At 59.1% G+C, this 23,371-nt stretch carries 19 protein-coding genes and 1 tRNA gene; 16 read left to right on the top strand and 4 right to left on the bottom strand.

The genetic code is table 11. The annotated features are described in order from the left end of the window. Positions 1 to 19 precede the first annotated feature (19 nt). The 9 genes from fabD (at position 20) to E0E20_RS06950 (ending at position 9,119) form a co-directional block, all read left to right on the top strand. Positions 20 to 1,003, top strand: coding sequence for an ACP S-malonyltransferase (gene fabD, locus E0E20_RS06990; protein ID WP_130837493.1), 984 nt, complete (start codon positions 20 to 22; stop codon positions 1,001 to 1,003). A gap of 88 nt (positions 1,004 to 1,091) precedes the next feature. Further along, on the top strand, positions 1,092 to 1,841 hold the full coding sequence (gene fabG, locus E0E20_RS06985; RefSeq protein WP_242622700.1) for a 3-oxoacyl-[acyl-carrier-protein] reductase: 750 nt from the start codon (positions 1,092 to 1,094) through the stop codon (positions 1,839 to 1,841). Between the two features lie 10 nt (positions 1,842 to 1,851). Beyond that, positions 1,852 to 3,114, top strand: coding sequence for a beta-ketoacyl-ACP synthase II (gene fabF, locus E0E20_RS06980; RefSeq protein WP_130837491.1), 1,263 nt, complete (start codon positions 1,852 to 1,854; stop codon positions 3,112 to 3,114). Between the two features lie 97 nt (positions 3,115 to 3,211). Beyond that, complete coding sequence (gene fabZ / locus E0E20_RS06975; RefSeq protein ID WP_130837490.1) at positions 3,212 to 3,742, top strand: 3-hydroxyacyl-ACP dehydratase FabZ; 531 nt, start codon at positions 3,212 to 3,214, stop codon at positions 3,740 to 3,742. A 79-nt stretch (positions 3,743 to 3,821) separates the two neighbouring features. Beyond that, positions 3,822 to 4,349: a MarR family winged helix-turn-helix transcriptional regulator gene (locus E0E20_RS06970; RefSeq protein WP_130837489.1), complete on the top strand. Its 528-nt coding sequence runs from the start codon at positions 3,822 to 3,824 to the stop codon at positions 4,347 to 4,349. 234 nt (positions 4,350 to 4,583) lie between these two features. After that, entirely contained in the window at positions 4,584 to 5,606 is a 1,023-nt protein-coding gene (locus E0E20_RS06965; RefSeq protein ID WP_130837488.1) for an alpha-hydroxy-acid oxidizing protein, read from the top strand. A 76-nt stretch (positions 5,607 to 5,682) separates the two neighbouring features. After that, the gene (locus E0E20_RS06960) at positions 5,683 to 7,167 is read left to right on the top strand and encodes a C69 family dipeptidase (RefSeq protein ID WP_130837487.1); all 1,485 of its coding nucleotides are present in this window, start codon (positions 5,683 to 5,685) and stop codon (positions 7,165 to 7,167) included. 31 nt (positions 7,168 to 7,198) lie between these two features. Beyond that, positions 7,199 to 8,752 (top strand): Y-family DNA polymerase, encoded by a 1,554-nt coding sequence (locus E0E20_RS06955; protein WP_130837486.1) that lies wholly within the window; start codon positions 7,199 to 7,201, stop codon positions 8,750 to 8,752. Positions 8,753 to 8,774: 22 nt separating this feature from the next. Continuing rightward, on the top strand, positions 8,775 to 9,119 hold the full coding sequence (locus E0E20_RS06950) for a hypothetical protein (protein ID WP_130837485.1): 345 nt from the start codon (positions 8,775 to 8,777) through the stop codon (positions 9,117 to 9,119). Here the strand turns inward: E0E20_RS06950 and E0E20_RS06945 are convergent. Both E0E20_RS06945 and E0E20_RS06940 read right to left on the bottom strand, forming a co-directional pair. Next, on the bottom strand, positions 9,076 to 10,908 hold the full coding sequence (locus E0E20_RS06945; protein ID WP_130837484.1) for an ABC transporter ATP-binding protein: 1,833 nt from the start codon (positions 10,906 to 10,908) through the stop codon (positions 9,076 to 9,078). The two genes, E0E20_RS06950 and E0E20_RS06945, sit on opposite strands and share 44 nt — an antisense overlap. Before the next feature lie 8 nt (positions 10,909 to 10,916). Beyond that, positions 10,917 to 12,827 carry an ABC transporter ATP-binding protein gene (locus E0E20_RS06940; RefSeq protein ID WP_130837483.1) on the bottom strand — a complete coding sequence of 637 codons (1,911 nt, stop codon included), beginning with the start codon at positions 12,825 to 12,827 and terminating at the stop codon, positions 10,917 to 10,919. A gap of 308 nt (positions 12,828 to 13,135) precedes the next feature. Here E0E20_RS06940 and E0E20_RS06935 point away from each other — a divergent pair, with 308 nt between their 5' ends. The 3 genes from E0E20_RS06935 (at position 13,136) to E0E20_RS06925 (ending at position 16,610) form a co-directional block, all read left to right on the top strand. Further along, positions 13,136 to 14,323: a tRNA dihydrouridine synthase gene (locus E0E20_RS06935; protein WP_165444019.1), complete on the top strand. Its 1,188-nt coding sequence runs from the start codon at positions 13,136 to 13,138 to the stop codon at positions 14,321 to 14,323. Between the two features lie 429 nt (positions 14,324 to 14,752). After that, entirely contained in the window at positions 14,753 to 16,366 is a 1,614-nt protein-coding gene (locus E0E20_RS06930) for a DUF5722 domain-containing protein (protein WP_130837481.1), read from the top strand. Positions 16,367 to 16,427: 61 nt separating this feature from the next. Next, entirely contained in the window at positions 16,428 to 16,610 is a 183-nt protein-coding gene (locus E0E20_RS06925) for a DUF4250 domain-containing protein (RefSeq protein ID WP_130837480.1), read from the top strand. Here the strand turns inward: E0E20_RS06925 and E0E20_RS06920 are convergent. Further along, positions 16,540 to 17,376 carry a response regulator transcription factor gene (locus E0E20_RS06920; RefSeq protein WP_165444018.1) on the bottom strand — a complete coding sequence of 279 codons (837 nt, stop codon included), beginning with the start codon at positions 17,374 to 17,376 and terminating at the stop codon, positions 16,540 to 16,542. The two genes, E0E20_RS06925 and E0E20_RS06920, sit on opposite strands and share 71 nt — an antisense overlap. 213 nt (positions 17,377 to 17,589) lie before the next feature. Then, the gene (locus E0E20_RS06915; RefSeq protein WP_165444017.1) at positions 17,590 to 19,314 is read right to left on the bottom strand and encodes a sensor histidine kinase; all 1,725 of its coding nucleotides are present in this window, start codon (positions 19,312 to 19,314) and stop codon (positions 17,590 to 17,592) included. Positions 19,315 to 19,584: 270 nt separating this feature from the next. Here E0E20_RS06915 and E0E20_RS06910 point away from each other — a divergent pair, with 270 nt between their 5' ends. From E0E20_RS06910 to E0E20_RS06895, 4 genes are all read left to right on the top strand, one after another. Then, entirely contained in the window at positions 19,585 to 20,472 is an 888-nt protein-coding gene (locus E0E20_RS06910) for a carbohydrate ABC transporter permease (protein ID WP_130837477.1), read from the top strand. After that, entirely contained in the window at positions 20,472 to 21,311 is an 840-nt protein-coding gene (locus tag E0E20_RS06905) for a carbohydrate ABC transporter permease (RefSeq protein ID WP_130837676.1), read from the top strand. The genes E0E20_RS06910 and E0E20_RS06905 overlap by 1 nt, the downstream gene beginning before the upstream one ends. Before the next feature lie 96 nt (positions 21,312 to 21,407). Further along, entirely contained in the window at positions 21,408 to 22,799 is a 1,392-nt protein-coding gene (locus E0E20_RS06900; protein ID WP_165444016.1) for an ABC transporter substrate-binding protein, read from the top strand. A 254-nt stretch (positions 22,800 to 23,053) separates the two neighbouring features. Further along, positions 23,054 to 23,127 (top strand) — tRNA-Met (locus E0E20_RS06895). Positions 23,128 to 23,371: the final 244 nt, after the last annotated feature.

Below are 23,371 nucleotides of genomic sequence, written 5' to 3'. Positions count from 1 at the left end.
GGCAGGGAGGAATGAGGCGATGGTCACAGCCTATTTATACGCGGGACAGGGGACGCAGCACCGGGGCATGGGAAAGGATCTGTATGAGCGCTTTGCCTGCTTCGGGGAGATTTTCGATGAGGTCTGCGGTGACGAGCAGAGGCCCGGCGCGCTGGACTTTGATTTGCAGAGGATGTGCTTTGAGGACCCGGACGGGGAGCTCTCGCAGACGCAGTATACACAGCCCTGCATGACCGCGGTCAATGTCGGCATTACGCATATTCTGCGGGAGCGCGGACTCCGCCCCGACTACGTCTGCGGCCTCTCTCTCGGCGAGTATGCCGCGCTCGAGGCGGCGGGAGTGTTCACGGCGCGGGAGGCGGTTGAGGTGACGGCGTTCCGGGGCTGGGCCATGGCGCAGGCCGCGGAGGGCATACCCGGTGCGATGATCGCCGTGCTGGGACTCGAGGAGGGAATCCTCGGGAAATGCTGCGAGGAGGCCTCCTCTCTGGGAATCGTATCCATTGCCAATCACAACTGTCCCGGACAGCTTGTGATCGGCGGGGAAAAGGCAGCGGTTGAAAAGGCGGCGCTCTATGCGCGCGAGGCAGGCGCGGCACGCTGCATCCCGCTTGCGGTGAGCGGCCCGTTTCACACAAGCCTCATGGCGCCCGCGGGAGAAAAGCTGGATGAATATCTCGGGAATATGGAACTGGGTTCCATGCAGATCCCGGTGCTTTTCAACTGTCTTGGGGACGAGAACCGGGAGGGGCGGAGCATCCGGGAGCTTCTTGTGCGTCAGCTTCAGTCGGTGGTCCGGATGGAGGCGATTCTGCGCAGGCTCTTTGCGCTCGGCGTCACGGAATTTGTTGAGATCGGACCGGGAAAGGCGCTGACCGGATTTGTCCGGAAGACGGCGAAGGAGCTCGGGGTCAGGGATTACACGACGTGGAGCATTGAGACGGCGGAGGATGTGGAACGTTATCCGGGAAGCCTCAAAGAGGCACTCGGGAATCGGGTTTGATCGCAGAGAGGAGAGCTCGCCTGCGCGAAATTCTCCTCGAGAAGCTGCCAAAAGAAGCTGCCCAAAAATGCGACAGGGGAGGAAAGATATGAGAGCAGCGGTGGTGACCGGCGGAAGCCGGGGAATCGGGCGGGCGGTCTGCGCCGCATTTGCGGGGCAGGGCGTGCATGTCGTCTTCGGCTATGCCGGAAATGAGGCTGCCGCGCAGGAGACGGCGGCGCTGTGCGAGAGGGCGGCGCGGGAGAGCGGCACGGACAGTCAGGTCCTTGCAATCCGCGCGGATGTCTCGGAGGATGCGGGAGCGAGGACGCTCATCGACGCGGCTCTCACGGTGTTCGGCAGAGTGGATATACTCGTGAATAATGCCGGAATCACGCGGGACGGGCTCCTGTTTTCCGCAAAGGAAAAGGATTTTGACGATGTCCTCGCAACAAATCTCAAGGGGGCTTTTCTCTGCTGCCGGGCGGCCGTCCGGCCGATGATGAAGCAGCGCTTCGGGCGCATCGTGAATATTTCGAGCGTGGTGGGCGTGCACGGCAATGCGGGGCAGAGCGTATACGCGGCCAGCAAGGCGGGCCTCATCGGAATGACAAAGAGCATAGCGAGGGAGCTTACGGGCCGGGGGATCACGGCCAACTGCGTCGCGCCGGGCTTTATCGAGACGGACATGACGGGCGCGCTGACGGAGGCCGTGCGGGAGAGGATACTGCAGGGGATTCCGCAGAACCGGATCGGCAGCCCGGAGGATGTGGCCGGAGCGGTTCTCTTTCTTGCCTCGGATGCGGCGGGCTACATTACGGGACAGGTGCTCGGCGTGGATGGCGGACAGGGAATGTAAAGGAGGCGAGATGCAGAGACGGGAGGTTGTCGTCACAGGGATCGGCACAGTGAATCCGACGGGCAATTCCGTGGCGGAGAGCTGGAAAAACATCCGGGAGGGCCGGCACGGGATCGGCCAGGTCACTCGCTTTGACGTGTCGGAGCTTGAGGTGAAGCTCGCGGCGGAGGTGAAAAACTTTGACCCGGGGCAGTGGATTTCAAAGCGCGAGGCAAAGCACATGGCGCGCTTCGTGCAGCTTGCTGTCTGCGCGGCGGGAGAGGCGATGGCGATGAGCGGCCTTGCGGAGAGCGTCTCGCCGGAGCAGGCGGACGTTCGCGCCGGCGTCATCATTTCGAGCGGTATCGGCGGGCTCTCCGTCATCGAGGAGGAGCATGACCGCCTGCGGGGAAAGGGAATCGGCAGAGTCAGCCCCCACTTTATCCCGATGGCGATCTCCAACATGGCGGCGGCCTGCGTAGCGATCCGGTACGGGCTGAAAGGCATATGCAGCTGCCCGGTGACGGCCTGCGCGGGCGGAAGCAATGCCATCGGCGACGCGTATATGCGGATCCGCGACGGATACGAGGACATCGTTGTGGCGGGCGGTACGGAGGCGGCGGTCACGCCCCTCGGGCTCGGCGGCTTTGCCGCCATGAAAGCGCTCAGCCGTTCGGCGGACCCGGACCGGGCCTCGATCCCCTTTGATCTGGAAAGGGACGGCTTTGTCATGGGCGAGGGCGCGGGAATTCTTGTTCTGGAGGAAAAGGAGCATGCGCTCCGCCGGGGCGCTGTGATTCTGGCAGAGCTTGCGGGGTATGGCGCAAACGGCGACGCCTATCACATCACTGCGCCGGCGCCGGAGGGCGAGGGCGGTGTGCGCTGCATGGCGCTTGCTTTGGAGGATGCGGCGGCACTCGGCGTCACGATGGAGGATATCAGCTATATCAACGCGCACGGAACCTCGACGAGGCTGAACGATGCGGGCGAAACCGCGGCAATCCGTGCAGTGTTCGGAGAGCGGGCGGAGCGCATCGCGGTCTCCTCGACCAAATCCATGACAGGGCATCTGCTCGGTGCGGCCGGCGGCGTGGAGGCGGTATTCTGTGTGAAAGCGCTGGAGGAGCAGTTTATTCCGCCGACGGCGGGCTGGGAAAAAAGGGATCCTGCCTGCGATCTTGACTATGTGCCGGTCACAGGGCGGTCGGCGGAGCTGCGCGGCGCGTTGTCGAACAGTCTGGGCTTCGGCGGACACAATGCCTGTCTGATTTTCCGGAGGGCCGGGCTGGCATAATCGCGGCAGCCGGGAAGAATGGTATCTGGAAAAAGAAAAAATAGAAGCCGGGTAGAATGGCGGCCGGAAAGAACGGTGGCTGAGGAGGAGAATGGAAATGGAAGAAGCGACAAGGCCGGCGCAGGAGACCGGACAGACGGCCGGGGAGGAGGCCCGCCGCAGACCCCGCCCGCTCACGGCAGCGCAGCTTGCAGGGATTCTGCCGCACCGCTACCCGTTCGTGCTGGTGGACCGGATTACGGATCACGAGCCGGGGCAGTGGGCCGAGGGGATCAAGTGCGTCTCTGTGAATGAGCCGTGGTGTCAGGGACATTTTCCGGGGCAGCCGATCATGCCGGGAGTTCTGCTCATCGAGGCGCTGGCGCAAATCGGCGCGGCGGCTCTCCTCTCGATGCCGGAGAACCGCGGAAAAATCGCCCTGTTCGGAGGAATCCGCAGCGCCCGCTTCCGGGCGCAGGTCACGCCGGGGGATGTGGTGGCGCTTCGCTGCGAGCTGACGGAGCTGCGGGGACGTGTCGGCCGCGGGCAGGCAGAGGCCCGTGTAAACGGAAAAACGGCGGTCCGGGCCGAGCTCCTCTTTGCCATCGCGGAAGAAAGTGCGGAGGAAAGCGCGGAAAACAATGCGTGACGTCCCCGGGACCCCGTCTTCATGGTATAATACAAATTCAGAGCCGCCGCGAAGACGGCCGGACCGGAGGAGAATATACATGCTGGCGGAAACGCTGAACGAGCTGTACAGCAGTCTCAGAATCTATTTTTATCGCTCTGTTTTTGCGCGCTTTGAGACGCGGGAGGCGACCCTTACGACGGTGGAGGCATACAGCATCGAGTGCATCCATGCGCTGGGGAGCCCTACGGTATCAGAGTTTGCGGCCATGATGGGAATTTCCGGGCCGAACGCGGCCGCCCGCGTCAATTCGCTTCTCCGCAAAGGATATCTGGAGAGAGTGCAGTCGGACGTGGACAAGCGGGAATTTCATCTGCTTCCCACGGAGAAATATTTCCGCTTTGCAAGAATCAACGCGGAGTACATGTCGACGCTGGCGGAGCGCTGCAGGAAGCGCTTTACGCCTGCGGAGATCGAGAATCTCGACGCGATGCTGAAGATCATCCACGACGAGCTGATGCCGGAGATCGACCTTTCGGCGTTTCTTAAAATATCCGGGAACGCGGCGGAGAGGGGGCCGGTTCCGGCGGCGTCCGCCGCGGGAGCGCAGGCGGGAGAGGGCCGATGACGAGAGGGAGCGCTGCTTTATAGCAGCGGAGCAACAGTATGATTTGCATAGGTGTTCCATCGCACATGATGGTATTTTGCCGTTGATAACCGCTTGTTTCAACCGGGGATGCAGATGTCGCAGGACTGATACGTTCGGGATATGTTAAAATAATGCCGTGGTGTTCTAAAAGGAACGCCGCGGCATTTATTACACAGGAGCGTCTGCGCAGAGCTGCAGGCGGGAGGGCGATTCATGAACTACAACGAGATGCTTGAAAATGCGCGGACCCGGAGCGGTCCCTACTGCAAGGCCTGCCTGGTGTGCAACGGGCGCGCCTGCGGCAGTCAGATGCCGGGGCCGGGAGCCAAGGGCTGCGGCGACACGGCGATACGAAATTTTGAGGCGTGGAAAAAGCTCCGCATCAACATGGACACGCTGAACGTGAACGCGGCGCCGGACACCTCGTTCCGCTTTTTCGGTCATGCGATGAAATATCCGATCTTTGCGGGGCCGGTCGGCGCGGTGAATCTCCATTACGGGGATATGCTGGACGATATGCGCTACAATGAAATTCTGGTTTCGGCCTGTGCGGATGCCGGTATCGCGGCGTTCACGGGGGACGGAACCAATCCGGAGGTCATGCGGGCGGCCTGCCGCGCGATCGCTTACTGCGGAGGAAACGGGATTCCCACCGTGAAGCCATGGGATGAGGAGACGCTCCGGGAAAAGTTCGCTCTCGTCAGAGATTCGTCCTCCTTTGCGGTCGCGATGGATATCGACGCCGCGGGACTGCCGTTTCTTGCGGACCGGAATCCGCCGGCGGGCAGCAAGACGGTCGGGGAGATGGCTGAGATTATCCGCGAAGCCGGAAAGCCGTTCATCATCAAGGGCATCATGACGGTGCGCGGCGCGCACAAGGCGAAAGAAGCGGGCGCTTCGGTGATTGTCGTCTCGAACCACGGCGGGAGAGTTCTGGATCAGTGCCCCGCGACGGCGGAGGTTCTGCCGGCCATTGCGGACGCGGTCGGAAAGGATATGATGATCCTTGTCGACGGCGGGATCCGGGACGGCGTGGATGTGTTCAAGGCGCTGGCCCTCGGAGCGGATGCCGTCATCGTGGCCCGGCCCTATGTCACGGCGGTTTACGGCGGCGCGGCGGAGGGCGTGCAGCTCCTTACGGAGAAGCTCGGCGGCGAGCTGCGGGATACCATGAAGATGTGCGGCGTGTCCCGCATTGAGGAAATCTCGAGAGAGCAGCTTTTCGAGCTCCGTTAACAACATCCGACCGGCCCCCGCACAGGGCCGGGATCTGTCTCGTATGACAGTTTGTGCTTCGGTATGGAGGGTTACGATGTCCTGTACTACGATTCTTGTCGGAAAAAATGCATCCTTTGACGGCTCCACGATGATTGCCCGGAATGATGATTCCGGCGCGGGTCATTTCACCGCGAAGAAGTATGTGATCGTGCATCCGGAGGAACAGCCCCGGCACTACCGCTCCGTGCTCTCCCACGTGGAGATCGATCTGCCGGATCATCCTCTTCGTTATTCGGCGATGCCGAACGCCCTGCCCGGCGAGGGGACATGGGCGGCCTGCGGCGTGAACGAGGTGAATGTGGCTATGACGGCGACGGAGACCATCGCCTGCAATGAGAGAGTTCTGGGCGCGGATCCTCTGGCGGATCTTCAGCCCGCGGCGGACGGAAAGCCGGAAAAGGCCGGCGGCATCGGCGAGGAGGATCTGGTGGTGCTGGTTCTGCCCTATATCCGCAGCGCCCGCGGCGGCGTCCGCCGGCTGGGGAGCCTGCTGGAAAAGTACGGCAGCTATGAGATGAACGGAATCGCCTTTCAGGACGTGAATGAGATCTGGTGGTTCGAGAGCATCGGCGGACATCACTGGATCGCGCGGCGTGTGCCGGACGATCGCTATGTGATCATGCCGAACCAGCTCGGCATCGATATTTTCGATCTGGAGGACGCGTTCGGAGCGCAGAGAGAATATATGTGCTCACCGGACCTGCGGGAATTTATTCAGGAGAATCATCTGGACCTGTCCTTTGACGGGAGGCTGAATCCCCGGGATGCGTTCGGCACCCGCGACGACGCGGATCATGTGTACAACACGCCCCGGGCGTGGTTCATGGGACGGTATTTTAATCCGAAGACCTTTTGCTGGGACGGGGAGAATGCGGATTACACGCCGGAATCGGACGATATTCCGTGGTCGATGGTTCCTGAGAAAAAGATCACGGTGGAGGATGTGAAGTACGTGCTCTCAAGCCACTATCAGGGGACGCCCTACGATCCTTATCTGAGCTACGGCGATCGTTCGAGGGCGGGCTGCTACCGCTCCATCGGCATCAACCGCAATGATTTTCTTTCTCTGATCCAGCTTCGTCCGGAGGCGGCGGAGGATTTCCGCGCGGTGCAATGGATCTGCTATGCCTCCAATGCGTTTAATGCGATGGCGCCGTTCTATGCCAATGTCGGGAGGACGCCGGAGTATCTGAGCAATACCGGGGGGCGGGTCTCCACAGACAACTTCTACTGGACGAGCCGCCTGATCGCGGCGCTGACGGACGCCTCGTACAGCAGGAGCCTGAACCACATCGAGCATTATCAGCAGTCCGTGGCGGCAAAGGGACATGTGCTGCTTCGCCGCTATGACAGGGAAATCGATGCGGCAGAGGACAGTGCGGCGCGCGCGGCGCTCCGCGAGCAGGCCAACGGGGAGATGGCGGAGGAGCTGAAAAAGCTAGCGGACAAGGCGCTGCATGAGACGCTTTTTGAGACGAGCAACCTTATGCGGAATCAGTATTCACGGTCGGATCACTGAGCCTTTCTTTCGGGAAGCGGCCGGAACAGATATGGAAATACAGGAAGAAAAAGAGTATATAGCGATCGATCTGAAATCCTTTTATGCCTCAGTGGAGTGCCGGGAACGCGGGCTGGATCCGCTGACGACGAACCTTGTCGTGGCGGATCCGGAACGCACGGCAAAGACGATCTGTCTCGCGGTTTCGCCATCCCTCAAGGCCTACGGTATTCCGGGAAGAGCGAGACTTTTTGAAGTGGTTCAGAGGGTGAGGGAGGTAAACGCGGGACGGCGCGCGGCGGGTCGGAGGGGCCGCGGCGGAGAGCCGGAGAAAAGCTCGTGGAATGACACAGAGCTCCGGGCGGACCCGGAGCTGATGCTGGACTACCTGACGGCCGTTCCGCGGATGTCTCTTTATATCGAGTACAGCACGCGGATCTACCGGATCTATCTTCACTTCATCGCCCCGGAGGACATTCATGTCTATTCCATCGACGAGATTCTGATCGATGCGACCTCGTACCGGAAGCTGTACCATGTCACGGCACGGGAACTGGCCCGCCGCCTGATCCGCGCGGTGCAGCAGGAGACCGGGATCCCCGCGACGGCGGGGGTCGCGCCGAATCTGTTTCTCTGCAAGGCGGCGATGGACATTGTGGCAAAGCATATCCCTGCCGATGAGGACGGCGTCCGCATTGCGGAGCTGGATGAAAAAAGCTACCGCAGACAGCTTTGGACGCATATGCCGATCACGGATTTCTGGCGTGTGGGGCGGGGGTATGCCCGCAGGCTCCGTCAGCACGGCATGCTGACGATGGGGGATGTGGCGCGCTGTTCGCTGCAGGACGAGGAGCTCCTCTACCGTCTGTTCGGCATCAATGCCGAGCTTCTCATCGACCATGCGTGGGGACGGGAAAGCTGTGGGATGAAAGAAATCAAGGCGTTCCGTCCCTCCTCGAACAGCCTCGGCTCGGGGCAAGTGCTGCAGGGCCCCTGCGATCACCGGGTGGGGGCCATTGTGCTTCGGGAAATGGCGGAGGCTCTGGTGCTGGGACTCGTGGATCGGAGGCTGGTCACGAATCAGATCATGCTCTATGTGGGCTACGATGTCGAAAACCTGAAAGATCCGTCCATTGCCCGCCTCTATCATGGGGAGATCAAAACCGATCACTACGGTAGGCGGGTGCCGAAATCGGCAAACGCTTCATTAAAGCTGGAGGGCTTTACTTCATCCTCCCGGCGCATCGTCGGGGCGTTTATGAAGCTGTTTGAGGAGATCACGGAGCCGTATCTGCTCATCCGGCGCTTCAGCATCGCGGTGGGAAACGTCGCGGAGGAGGGGAGCCGGGCGGCCGGCGGAGGCTTTGCGCAGATGGATCTCTTTTCGGATTTCGGACTTGCGGCGGAGCCTGCCGCGGGGGCGGACGTAAGCAGCGGCGGGCGCGGAAAAGAGACAGAAGAGGAGCTGCGGGAAAAGCGGGTGCAGCAGGCCATGCTGGATATCCGGAAAAAGTATGGAAAAAACGCCATCGTCAAAGGAACGGATTTACAGGAGGGCGCGACCGGGATGGACAGAAACCGGCAGATCGGCGGCCACCGTGCATGACAGGAGAGAGGAGGCATTCGGGATGACGGAGCAGAAGAACAGTGAAAGAGGCGGCGCGGGAGCACTGCGGGAAGCGGAGCTTTCCTGCCTGAGTCGCTACGGCGATATTCTTCCGCTTGATCCCCCCGAGCCGTTCCGTCCCCGGATGCCGAAGCAGGAGAGGGCGGCGCAGTTCATGCCCTTTGCCGCGCTGAACGGCTATGAAGAGTTGATCCGGGAGGCGGCCCGTGAGGCGATGGAAGATACCGGGCAGGAAAAGGAGCCGGAAGCTGAAGCGGCAAGCGGAACCCTGCCGTCTGCCGGCAGGGGCTCCCGGAATCGGCTCACCAGACCTTTTGCGTCTCGGCGTCCTCATACTGCTTTGTGAACAGGCGGAAATAGTAGCCTTTTTTCGCCATGAGCTCGCTGTGTGTGCCCGATTCCACGATTTTTCCATCCACGACGGCCAGAATGATATCGGCGTTGATGATGGTGGACAGGCGGTGCGCGATCATAAAGGAGGTTCGTCCTTTGATGATGCGTTCGATGGAGTGCTGGATTTTCTGCTCCGTGACAGTGTCGATGGAAGAGGTCGCCTCGTCCAGAATGAGGATGGCCGGGTCGGCAAGAACGGCGCGGGCGTAGCTGAGGAGCTGCTTCTCGCCGGTGGACAGGAGTTCGCCTCCCTCGCCGACCTCGGAATCGAGGCCGTGCCCCATTCTCGTTATGACGTCCTCGGCGTCCACGATGCGGATCGCCTCCCAGATTTCCTCGTCCGTGGCGTCCGGCCGGCCGTAGAGGAGATTGCTCCGCACGGTTCCGGAAAACAGGTGAGGCGTCTGCAGAACATAGCCGATGTGGCTGTGGAGCCAGAGCTGGGAGCGCTCCCTCGCATCGCGGCCGTCGATGAGAATCTGCCCCTTTGTCGGTTCAAAGAAGCGGCAGACCAGATTCACGAGTGTGGACTTGCCTGCGCCGGTCTCGCCGACGATGGCGACGCTGGTGCCCTGCGGGACATGAAGATAAAAGTGCTCGAGCACCATTTCCTCACCGTCCGGATAGCGAAAGGATACGTCGCGGAATTCGATATCGCCGGAAAGCTCCTCCCAGTTTTCCCGCCGGGGGCTGAAGTTGTCGCCGTATTTTTCGATGACCTCCGGGGTGTCGTTCACGTCAGAGCGGGTGTCCATCAGACCGGCGAAGCGCTCGATGTTCACCTGCACGTCGATCATGGACGAGAGCGCCTGTACGATGTACTGAATGGGTTCGATCATATTCAGCGCGTAGGTCATGAAGATGGAGAGCGTTCCGATCTGCATGAGTCCCTGCTTTGTCAGAGAACCGCCCTGCCACAGCACCAGCGCCAGCGCGAGCGAGGACATGAGCGTGATGGCGGAGGTGAAGAGGGCGGACCAGTGCGTTGTGAGGACGGAGCTTTGGCGCATGTCTCTTGTGTCCCTTTTAAAATCCCGGAGAATCGTGTTTTCGACGACCAGCGTGCGGATGGAGCGCGCGCCGGTAATGCCCTCGTTGAAGTTCGCGGAAATCTTTGCATTGATCTCACGGACGCGGCGGTGGAGAAGCACGAGCTTTTTCTGAAACAGAGCCACGAGGAGGACGGCCGCCGGAATCAGCAGGAGCAGACGGAGCGCCAGACGGAAGTCGATGAGCGCCATGACCCCGAACATGAAGCCGATGTAGGAAACGTTCCAGACAATGTCCATGATGCGCCAGCTCACCGTCGTCGCGATGCGGTCCGTGTCGCTCATGATGCGCGCGTGAATATAGCCGACATTGTGCGTGTTGAAATAGGAAAATGAGAGCGTCTGCAGGTGGCCGAAGCTCGCGTTTTTGAGATCTCTGCCGATGTAGAGCTCCGTGAGGCAGATGAGATAGCTGCTGATGAAATTGAGCGCAAGCTGGACGAGGAGAATCACCACGTACAGCAGAATAAACAAATGCAGCGTATCCAGCGTTTTTTCCGCGATAAAATGGTTCAGCGCATAGCGGTTGAACAGCGGGTAGAGGGAGTCGCACATGCTGGCGATCATCCCGAGCACAATCATAACGGCCGCCTGCACGCGGTAGGGCGCGAGGTAGGGCAGGATTCTGCCGAGGCCGAAGAAGTGAAGGCGGTGCGGCGCGTTATTTTTTTCTCTTTTCGTGACAGAGGACATATCGTTCCTTATCTTTCCTGAGCCTGCAGGAGCTCCTGCTGGGGGGCGTTTTCTGCGCCCTGTGCCTGAATTTTCGCGATCCGGCGGTAAGTTCCGTTTCCGGCCATCAGCTCTTCATGTGTCCCGATGGCTTCGACGCGGCCGTGGCTTAGCACGCAGATCTGATCGGCGTGCATCAGCGTGGTGATGCGGTGTGAAATGAGGATCACCGTTGTGTCGGACGCGGCTTCGCGGAGCGCCCGGCGGATGCGGACGTCCGTCTCGGTATCGACGGCAGACAGGGAATCGTCAAAAATCATGACCGGCGTCCTGCGGAGTATCGTCTGTGCGATGGCGGTGCGCTGCTTCTGTCCGCCGGAGAGCGTCACGCCGCGCTCGCCGACAAGCGTCTGATAGCCGTTTGCAAAGTGCCTGACGGCGTCCTCAAGACTTGCGATGCGGGCGGCGCGGTGAATTTCCTCCGGAGGGACGTCTGTCCCGGTGATGCCGATGTTTTCCCCCAGCGTCCGGGAGAACAGATACGGCTCCTGCAGGACGAGGCCGATGTGCCCGCGCAGCCATTCGGCGCGGATATCCCGGATGTCAACGCCGCCGATACGGATGCTTCCCGCCGTGGGCTCATACATCCGGTCGAGCAGACAGGTGATCGTGGACTTGCCGGAGCCGGTTCCGCCCAGAATCCCGAATGTGGTTCCCTGCGGAATAGTAAAGCTCACGTCCGTCAGAACCTCCGGCGCATCGGGCGTATAGCGGAACGACACGTGATCAAAGGCAATATCCCGGTCCATCGGCGGTTCGCCCGCGCCCTCGCGGTCCGTCTCGCGCTCGGAATTCATGATGTAGCGGATGCGGTCGACGGATACGCCGGCCTTGGACATGTCGGAAATCACGCGTCCGAGCTGCCGGACGGGCCAGACCAGCATGGCATTGTAGGAAACGAAAGCGATGTAGTCGCCGGGAGTCAGCTCGCCCCGAACCGCCAGAACCGCGCCGAGGACGACGACGGTCATGACCTGCAGACCCGAGATCACGTCGCCGACCGTCCAGAAAATGGAAATCAGCACGGAAAAATGCATATAGGCGTCGGTGTATGCGGTGCTTTGCCGCTCGAAGCGTTCCTTTTCATAGCGCTCTCGCCCGAATGCGCGGACCACGCGGACACCAGTCAGGTTTTCCTGCGCGATCGCGGAGAGCTTTCCCTCCTCCTCGTCGGCGCGGAGGAAGCTGCGGCCGATGCGGCGGTGGAAAAACAGCGAATAGAGGATAATCACCGGAATAAAGAGCAACGCGCACAGCGTCAGTCCGAGGTGAATGCCGGACATGGACAGCTCGGCAAGAACGATCATGAGCACGATGCGGAACGTGCTGGTGAGCTGCTCCGCAAGGAAGTTCTTGATGGTTTCCACATCGGAGGTGCAGCGCTGAATGATATCGCCCGTGGAATTTTCGGAATACCATGAATAACGCAGATGCTCGATGTGCTCAAAGAGCCGGTTCCGCATGGTTTCCACAAGCTTTTCCGCACCGACGGAGTTGAGGAGATTCCCGAGATAGCGGAAGAGGGCGCCGCATGCCGCCACAAGCAGTACCAGCGCCGCGATGAGCCAGAGCTGCGGGCGAAGACGCTGCGCCGTGCCTCCGGCCGCGAGGAGGAGCGTTCTGACGGCGCGCCCGGCCATGCCCTGTACAGCCCCTGCCGCTGCCGCGCTGCTTCCGGCCGCTGTGCCGGTCAGCAGATTGTCCACTGTGTAGCCGACGATGCGCGGGCCGAGCAGGTCAAAGGCAGTGGCGAGCGCATGGAACAGCACGCTGAGGGCGATCCAGCGCTTTGCACCCTGCAGGAACCAAAGCAGGAGAGAGCTCCTTGTGGGGAAGCTCCGGTTTCCGGTATTCTGTTTCAGGGTGTTCTGTTTTTTCATAAATTATGGTATTCAGGACTTTTCTGAAAAGTGTTTCTGAGGGATTTTTGTGCAGAGGAAGCTGCGCAGCGGGTTCGTGCCGGCAGTTCCGCACCGGTGAATATGCGTCATTTTTCCCGGCAGCACGGCGGCTGTCAGGTAACTATGTTATTGTAGCAGACGGGAGAAAGTGCGACAATCAGTAAGCGGCGGAACCGGAGGCGCGCGGGCAGGAACCGGGGTATGTCCGGGCAGGAGCCGGGCCGCGTCAGTTCCGGAAAAACAAGCCCGGAGCGGAATCATATATGACAGAGGAAAGGCCGGTTTTCATGACCACAGAACAGACAGACCCCAGAGCAGACAGAGCGGCGGGGGCGGCAGGAGAACCCCCTCTTTTTTTCGCGCCGATGGAGGGGCTTACCGGCTACACCTTCCGCCGTCTCCATCACCGCATGTTTCCGGGTGCGGACCGGTATTATGCGCCTTTTGTCAGCGTGGGTGCGGAGCAGATTCTGCAAAACCGGGAAAAGGCGGACATCGATCCGGTAAACAATGAGGGAATACCGCTAGTCCCGCAGGTTCTGACGAACCATGCGGAAGCCTTTGTCTGGGCCTGCGGACAGATGGCGCGGCGGAGCTACCGCGAGGTGAATCTGAATCTCGGCTGTCCGTCTGGAACGGTGACGGCCAGACGAAAGGGCGCCGGCTTTCTTGCGGATCTCGACGCGCTGGACCGCTTTTTTGAGAACGTGTTTGACGGACTTGAGAACGCGCGTTCCTTTGCCTTTGCGGAGAACAGACGGACCGGGAGGCTGCGGGCCGCCAGAGCGGGGGAGCGTCCCTGTGAGGAATCCGGAGAACCCGGTGCTCTCTGTACGCCGCCTGTCGTTTCGGTAAAGACCCGCGTGGGCGTGCGGGACGTCTCCGAGGCCGAGGCGATCTGCGCTCTCTATAACCGGTACCCGATCGGCGAGGTCATTGTGCATCCCCGGGTGCAGAAGCAGATGTACACGGGAACGGCGGATGTCGAGTGCTTTGCCGCGTTTCTTGAAAACAGCGTGCATCCAGTCGTGTACAACGGCGATATCCGGACCGCGGAGGACGGCAGACGGATTATGCGGCGCTTCGGAGCGTGCGGCGAGGGAATTGTCGGAGTAGGAGCTTCCGGTTCTCTGCTGCCGGGCGCCGCCGGGACAGCCGCGCCCGGACGGCGGATCAGCGGCATCATGATCGGCAGGGGACTGCTTGCGAATCCGGCGCTCATCCGTGAGCTCCGCGGGGGCGCGAAGCTGTCAAAGGAAGAGCTGGAGGCATATCATGAGGCGCTGTATCAGGATTATTCGGAGCGCATGACCAGCGAGCTTCATGTTCTTCACAAAATGAAAGAGATGTGGAGCTATCTCGGCGAGCGCTTTGAGGGCGGGCAGCCTTATGTGCATAAAATACTGATGGCGAAGCGGGGCGATGAGTACCGCAATGCGGTGCGGCGGATCTTTGCGGAGTGCGGGGTGCAATGAAACCTGCGCGGCTCGCAAACGCTGGCGCGTTTTCTCGCACCGGGGCTGCGCCCCATGTTTTTTGTCCCGCATAAAGCCTCCTGCATGCAGGCATGCTGTCGGCTTTTCGCGGAACAAAAAATGCAGGGCTTTGCTGTTCGTGTTATAATGCCCTTGGTTCTGTGTATGGAAGCCATTTTTATGGAGGAATAGTGTGAAAAATCACGCTGATGCGCTGATTTTTACACACGGCTATTTGTGCCGAAGCCCAAATAGCCCTGATCGCAGCCCCAAAACCGCCTGTGAGGACCTTTCAGCAAACGAAAAATGCTGTCAGGTAAAGGGACGGCACGAGCCGCAAAGCGGCTCGGAGCCCTGCGCGCTGGCGCTGGGCGATTGGGAGCGCGTGCCTCGCACTAAAGTGCTTCGGCATGAGGGATTGTTATGCGTATGAGAAAACTGTTGACGGGAATGCTGTTTGGGGCGGTGCTGTGCCTCGCGGCGGCGTTCGTGCAGCCCGGAGCCGCTCTTCCCGTGTCGGCGGCGGAACGGACTGTCGCCATTGATTCCTGTCTGGTGTCGGGAGCCAATGTGGAGGTCAGCGTATCCGGCGCTGTCCCGGCAAGCGACGACGGCAGGTATTATCTGTTTTCAGATGAGGTCTATGAGGACGGCGCGCAGGGCGTCGTGATTGCCACAGCCCGGGCCGCATCCCGCACCGGCTTCGCTTTCCCCCTGAATCTGAACAGCGCGGGAAATCAGATTTCGCGCAAGTTTATGGTTATGGTGAAGCAGGGCGGCCGCTATGTGCAGGTGAGCAACGAGCACTACATCACCAATCCGGAGGCAGCCGCGACCGCGGCGGCGCTCCGCATGGATCACGGCATCAAAGGGATTCTTCCGACAAATATCGACGGAACACTGGCGGATCTGGGGATCGACCAGATCGCCTACAACATCTATCTGGGCGATATTGTCGGAGAGAGCGACAATCCCGGCTGGGGCACCATTCATTATGGCTATGACGGACAGGTCTGGGACTTCAACGGCGCGGCGGTCGCGCGGCTCGACGAGCTGGTAAAGCTGATCACCGCACAGGGCATTCAGATGAATGTGACGATTTTGAATACGCCCGGCGCGTCCGGAGCGGACCTGATTCACCCGCTTTCCCGTGATAAATCGAGCATCGACTGCCCGTGCTTTGCGTTCAACACCGCCGAGGCGGGGGGAGCGAAGCACCTCAAGGCGATTGCGGCTTTCCTCGGACAGCGCTATAACGGAGCGTCCGGCAACGGTCAGATTGACAACTGGCTGATCGGCAACGAGGTCAATGCCCGCTCCGAGTGCTTCTATATGAGCAATACGGATCTGGATTTCAACGCCAGCGCCTACCACAAGGCGTTCCGGATATTCTACAACGGAATCCGGAGCATGAACGCCAGCGCGCACGTCTATATTCCGCTCGATCAGGAGTGGGGACGCAAGTCGAATCCGGGCTGCTTCCTCTCAAAGGAATATCTCGACGTGTTCAACAGCTATATGCTGCGCGAGGGAAATGTGGACTGGGGACTGGCCTTTCATCCGTACAACGCGCCGCTGAATGACCCCTATGCGTGGAAAGGGCAGGCGATCTATGTGCAGAAATCCGTCGCCACACCCTATATTACCATGCAGAACATCAGCGTGCTGACGGATTATATGCAGCAGCCCTCCATGCTCGCGCCGAACGGACAGGTGCGCAGCATTTCCATCTCCGAGATCGGCTATACCTCCGCGTTCGGCGAGGAGCTGCAGGCGGCGTCCATCGTCTATGCCTACATGATGGCTGCGAACAATCCGCATATCGACGGATTCCTTCTGTATCGGGAGACGGATAATTCCAAGGAGATGCTGACCAACATCATACAGGGCCTCTGCCGGCCGGACGGAAGTCACAAAATGGCCTATGACTATTACAAATACATCGACACCGAACAGGCGGCCGTGTACCGGGATAAGGCAAGCCGCATCATCGGAACGGATGTGGGCGCGCTCGTGAGCGGTCAGGTTCTTCTGACAAGATGAGAGCGTCCGGCCGAGGGGGGACGGGCCGCCCGGGCGTTCCGGAGGTGAGGAGGAGAGGCGTATGCTGCCGGCGAATCCCGATATTCTTTACAGCGTGATCAATACAAAGCTCCGCGACCGCTATCCGTCGCTGGAGGCGCTCTGCGACGATCTGGACGAGGATATGGCGGAGCTCACGGAGAAGCTTGCGGCCGCGGGCTATGACTACAGCCCGGAGCGGAACCGCTTTCAGAGCCGTCCGTGATGGCTCCGCTCTGCGCGGAGGCCGGAACAGAGCCATTTTCGCGGCGGAACTCGCTGGGCGTTCTCCCGCAGAAATTTCGGAAAGCCTTTGAAAAATAATTGGTGTCCGAATATCCGATGCTCCGCGCGATGTCGAGAATGCGGCGCTCGGGATCAAGAAGCAGGGTCTGCGCATGCTCCATGCGGACGCGGATCAGATATTCATAGATGGTGCAGCCGAATTTTGCCTTAAAGAGGCGGGAGAGATACTCCTTGGAGAAGAAATACCGACCGGCAAAATCCGAGAGCTGGATATTCTCATGGTAGTCCTGCTCGATTTTTCTTCGGATGATGGAGAGTACCTCCTCCGCGGTGATGCTGTCATCTCCGCCTGCGGCGGAGAAGTCCGCGTCAGGATAGTTTTTGCGGATGGCCTTTTCGATGGCGGCATCCAGTTCTTCCTTGACGATCGGTTTGAGCAGATAATCCACCGCGCCGCAGCGCAGCGCGTTTTGGACATAGGAAAAATCATCGTAGCCGCTGATGACAATAAAAGCGGTATCCGGACTGCGCGAGGAGGCCTGCCGCAGGAAGGCCGCACCGTCCATGACCGGCATCTGCATGTCGACAAAGCAGATGTCAAAAACGTGGCGCTGCATAAGCGCGAGTGCGTCGCGTCCGTTTTCCGCCTCCATCGGGGCCTCGATGCGGAAGCGGGCAAAATTGCCCAGCTTTGCAATGGCGACCCGTACCGGGCGTTCATCATCCAAAATCAGAGCCTTATACATAGTAATCTCCATGCCGAAGCGCTTTATGCGAGTCCCGCGCCGTAAAGAGCCCTGCGCCGGCGCTGTATGAAAAATCATTGCATCAGTGTAAGTTTTCATACCGTTCTTCATAATGACGGTCCTGCCGCGTTCCTCTGGGAAATCCCGGAACGGAGCCTGCGGGGGGCCGCCGTTTTTTCGCTGCGGCAGCGTGCCATACGGCGGGACACGGTATTATTTCAGCTTTGGCTCGGCCACGGCGGAGAGGATCAGTGTGACCGTGGTGAACGAGTTTTCACCGCATTCTGTCCGGATCAGGATGTCCGCGTCATTCTCATACATCAGACGTATGCGGTGATAGAGATTTGCGAGGCCGATACCGGCGCCGGGGCGAAGCAGGGTCTGATCGGCAAAGCTTTCGCGGAGCCGGGTCAGCGCAGTTTCCTCGATTCCGATCCCGTCATCGGTGACCTGCACGACGAGATAATCTCCCCGGCGGAACGCCTCGATCTGAATGGAGATGGAGCTTTTTTCCGTTCCGAGGCCGTGGAGAATCGAATTTTCCACAAGCGGCTGGATGCTGATTTTTGGCACGCGGGCCGTTGTGACGGCGGGATCGACGCGCTTGATTACGGTCAGGCGATCTCCCATGCGGGCTTTTTGCAACATGACATAGTTGTCGACATATCGTATCTCTTCTCCCAAAGTCACAATATTGTCCGCTTTAATGGAGTGGCGGAGATTTGAGGCGAGAGACGTGAGCATTCGATACAGTCCGATTTCATCATGCAGGAGCGCCTCGGAGCCGATCGCCTGCAGAGTGTTATACAGGAAATGCGGATTCACCTGCGCTTCCAGAGCGGCGAGCTGTGCCGTCTTTTCATTCAGCTCGGCGGCATAATTCCGGCGGATCAGTGTGTCGATCCGATGGGTCATCTCGTTGAAGCTGGTTCTGAGCTCCCGGATCTCCCGGGAGCGTCCGATGTCGATCGCGGAAAAATCGCCGTCTCCGGCCTGCTTCTGCTTTGCGGCAAGAATGGAGAGCGGCGCGGTGAGCCAGCGGACAAAGACGCAGATGGCGAGAATGGAGAGGAGAATCCAGAACAACTGCTGCGTCAGAGCGCGGATGCTGGCATGACGTATTTCCTCTGTCACAGAGGAAACCGGGACCAGTGAGACGATGCGCAGGCCGTAGCGTTCTCCTGTCCGGACGGCCGTCAGATAGCGAACGCCGCCGATCGTGGCATAGGGGGTGGGGATATTTTCTCCAGGCGGCGCTTCGAGATCACAGAACAGAAGCTCTCCCTGCGGGCTGTACAGCGCAATGTGCTCCTGGCGCGAGAGGGGATAGTCCGTGAGCGCCTCGATAGACTGCATACCCACGTCAAAGCTCACAATAGCGCTTGTCCGGGCGTCGGACACGCGGACGATGCCGTGGATAAAGCAGAAGAGCGAGCCGTCGTCGGAGGAGGGCAGAACCGCACAGCGCAGAGGGCTTGCCGTACACAGACGGAGCATGTCAAAGATCTGCGCACAGGAGAAGCCGGAGATGCGGACCCGCTCGGAGCCTGTCCGCGAGCCGGGCATATAGCCCACGGCGAGTTCCTGATTGAGGAGATAGAGCATATAGGAATTCAGGTCGCTCCGCGTGTGGTAGGCGGTGCGTACAGCGGCGCTGATGTCCGCGCGGTCGGTATCGGTGAACGCCTCGCCGGACTGGATCGACGCGTAAAGCGAATTGTCATAGACCGCCTGTATGCTGAAGGCGGCCAGCTCGTCGAGATACTGCTCCAGATTCTTCATCTTGAGAGACAGAAGCCGGTCGGCGGTGATCTGTTCATGACGGATCTGGTCCGCCCGGTTCTGTCGGTAGGTCGAAAACGCCAGCGCGATCATGAGAAGAATGAGGATCGCGGAGAGAGCGGACGCGAGCTCGATCCAGAGCGGCATTCTGTCCATATGGGCGCGCAGTGCCGCGCGGTGACGGCGCACGCTGCTGTCCGCTCTCGAGAGGAAGGCCGCGGCGGCCGTTTTATGTCTGTTTTTTTCGCGTCTTTTTTGCATATCTTTATTTTAATACGGCGGGGATGCGCGCAGGAGTTCATTTTTTTACAGAAATTCGTTCGCTTTTATCCATTTATCCGTCGAATTGTGCATATTATAATAAGATTCACATGGAAAAACCGTCAGGATAACCATGAAAACCGGCAGATCGGAGAAAGAGGCTGTATGACAATGACACGAAGAAAACGAAAGGAGTATCTGGAAAACGTCCTGTACACATTGCCGGCGGTCGTTCTGGTCGTCATGATGATGTACGTCCCGTTTATCATGAGCGGATACTACTCTCTCACGGAGTGGAATGGCATTTCAAAGGAGCCGCGCTTTCTCGGGTTCGCCAATTTTATCAGCCTGTTCAGCGGCGATCGGGCATACATGGGAGCGGTGACGTTCACTCTGAAGTACACGCTTTTCTTCGTTCTGCTCTCGAATGTGCTGGCGCTGGCGCTGGCGGTCATGCTGACGAAAAAATTCCGCTTTGTCAATGTGTTTCGCGGGCTGTTCTTCATTCCCTACATTATGAGCATGACCATCGTCGGTTTTATCTGGAAGTTTATCTTCACACAGGGCTTCGCAAAGCTGACGGAGCTGACGGGCTGGGGATTTCTTGACTGGTCGTGGCTGGGCGAGCCGCGTCTGGCGTTTTGGGCGGTCGCGTTTGTGGGCGTGTGGCAGTCCCTCGGCTTCTACATCGTCTTATATATTGCGGGCCTGCAAGCGGTGCCGGAGGATGTACTGGAGGCCGCAGTTGTGGACGGCTGTAGCGGCAGACAGAAATTTTTCCGCGTGACGCTCCCTCTCCTCGGCCCCTCGTTTACGACCTGCATTTTTATGTCCCTGACGAACGGACTCAAGGTTTTTGATATTATACTCGCGCTCACCAAGGGCGGTCCGGGCGGATCGACATACAGTGCTACGCTCCAGATATACAAGGTCGCGTTTACGGACAATCACTATGGACTGGGGTCGGCGGAGGCGATCGTGTACTTCCTCGTCGTTCTCGTGATCACACAGCTTGTGCTCAGGCTGATGAACCGCAAGGAGGTGGCGCTGTGATGGGGATGCACGCCAGAAGAAGAACTTTTCGGGTTCTGATGCTCGCCGCGCTCACCGCGATCGCGCTGGTATATATTTACCCGGTGTTCCTGATGTTTATGAACAGTTTCAAGCCTTTTGGCGAGATCGTATCGGATCCGATCGCACTGCCAAGGCTCCCTACATGGGAAAACTACCGCTATGTCATAAAGAAGATTCGATACGGGAGCCTTTTTTTAAACAATCTGATGATCACCGCGGTCGGACTTGCGGGAATCGTGGTGTTTTCGTCGCTTGCGGCCTACATTCTGGACAGGAGGCAAAACCGTTACACCGGCCTGATATACACGCTCATTATCACGCCGATGCTGATTCCGTTTCAGACGATCATGATTACGCTCCTCAAGGCGATGTCCGTGATTCGCCTGTCCGGCAGCCGGATCGGTCTCGGGATACAGTACTGGGGCTTCGGCATCCCGATGGCGACATTTATTTTTTACAATTTCATGAAGACGATCCCGAAGGAGCTGGATGAGAGCGCCCACATCGACGGTGCGTCCACGATCCGGACCTATATCTCGGTAATCTTTCCGCTTCTGAAATCCGTGTCAGTCACGGTGATCGTCCTTGACACGATGTGGATATGGAACGATTTCCTTTTGCCGCTTCTGATGGTCAACAGCAGCAATCAGACGAGAACGCTGGTTCTGGCGGCCTATACCTTTGTCGGACAGATGAATACAAAGTGGCAGTATGCCATGACGGCCATGGTGCTGACCGTGCTGCCGGCCATCATCGTATTCGTGTTTCTGCAAAAGTATATTGTCGAAGGGGTCGTGGCGGGCGCCGTGAAAGGGTAAGCATAGCTGTCCCCACACAGGGGACGGAACCGGAGAAGCTGCCGATGCGGCTTTTCCTTGCATGGCCTGCGGCGGAGCAGGCAGAAAGGGAGTGAAATGAAAAAGAAACTGGTATCTGTAATATTGTGCGCGGCAATGACGGGCGCTTTGCTTGCGGGCTGTGGAAGCGGAACGGCCGGCACGGAACCCGCAGGAACGGAAACGGCAGAAGGCGGCGCGTCGGCAGAGGAGACGCCGGCGGAGGAGGAGACAGTGGCAGCGGAGAGCGCCGATGCCGGGACGGAGGAGCCGTCGCTGGATTCCGGAGAGATATATATGTTCATCTCCTCGCCGGAGTATGCGGATGCTATCAACACGCTGATTGAGGAGTACGCCGAGGTGGCGCCGGGCGTCACGATCAATTATGAGACGACGCAGAACGATTACCCTACGCTTCTCAAGGCAAAGATCAATTCCGGAGAGATCCCGGATATTTTCTCCTCCACCTCCGGCAAGGAGATCGATACCTATAAAGAGTATTCCTTTGACCTGACGGGACAGCCGCTGATGGAAACCATCGCGCCCTCCGTTGCGGACGCCATGAAGTCGCCCTCTGAGGGGACAGGCTGCTACGGCATCGCCATCAAGGGAAATTATTTCGGCATTGTGTACAACAAAGAGATTTTTGAGGAGGTCGGCATCGCGGCGTTCCCTCAGACCACAGGGGAGATGGAGGCGGCCTGCGAAAAGCTCTCCGCGGCGGGTTATACCCCATTCACGACCGGCTTTGCGGAATGGTGGGTGTTCAAGCACTGCGCGCAGTCGTTCTTTGACGCGGCGGCGGAGAACGCGGGGATTTCTGCGGCGGAGCTGGTCGCCAGGTTTGAGCGCGGCGAGGCGAAGATGGCGGATTATCCCGAGCTCTATGAAAACTGGTTCGATTTCATCGATCTTGCGGTCAAGTACGGCGACGCGAAGCCGCTGGAGACGGATCTTGCCGGTGAGGAATCCGCGTTCGGTTCCGGCAAGGCTGCCATGGTGCTTGGACAGGGCGCCTGGATCGAGAGCGACGTTCTGGCGATCGATTCCGGACTGCAGATCGGCTTTGACGGCTATCCGGTCACCGATCAGGCGGAGCAGTGCAAGGTGATCTCCGGTTCCGATCAGGCGCTTCATGTCAATAAGGATTCCGCGAATCTGCAGGCTGTGCTGAATTTTATCAACTGGTGGTACACCTCTGACGAGGGCAAGGCGTGGTTTACGGATGTGGCGGGAGTTGTTTCCCCGATCAAGAGCGATGCGGAGGCGACGTTTGCGATCATTCAGCAGGGCGACGCGCTCTCCGCGGAGGAGGGGACGAACACCCTTGAGATCTGCCTCTCCACGGACAGCTGGCATCAGACCTTTGGCGAGATTATGCAGGCCTATATCGCAGGAACGGCGGATAAGGACGCTACCTGCGCCGCCATTGAGAAGAAGTGGCAGGAGATCGACGGAGCGGCACAGTAAGTGGCATCGGCGTCTCCCGGCGGTTTTCCGCCGGGAGACGCTGATACCGATTCAATGCAACATCCCCTGAAAACTCGAAAAGCAACAGCTTCTGTTGCTGAAACTCCCTCGAATCACGGCTTCGCATTTGGAGGTGTTGCCGCAACTCTGACAAGGTCAGCAGTTCCGCCATTTCGCGAAAAATCTGTTGACAGAGCCGGTATCTCCTGCTATCATAAGCAAGCGGCTGTGAGAATAGCCGGTAAAATGAATATGGCGAGATAGCTCAGCTGGCTAGAGCACGCGGTTCATACCCGCGGTGTCGAGGGTTCAAGTCCCCCTCTCGCTACTGCCAAAACGGAATCCATAACGGGTTCCGTTTTTTGATTTTGTCTGTATTTGTCTATTCTTTTATTTCTGGACATTATTCTTATTTTTCTGCCGGTGAGAAGCCCATATAATGAAACCTGTCTTTCGGACTTGAGAAAAAAAGTAGTGCTAAACCACGGTTTAGAACCTGTGGTTTAGCATTTTATTTATGGCCTCATTTCCGAGAAAATATGATGTCAGAGGAAGACCGGTTTCAGAAGCTA

The sequence above is a fragment of the Lachnoclostridium sp. Marseille-P6806 genome, assembly GCF_900625025.1.
GTDB lineage: Bacteria > Bacillota > Clostridia > Lachnospirales > Lachnospiraceae > CAG-791.
This window is presented reverse-complemented; position numbering and strand designations above follow the sequence as displayed.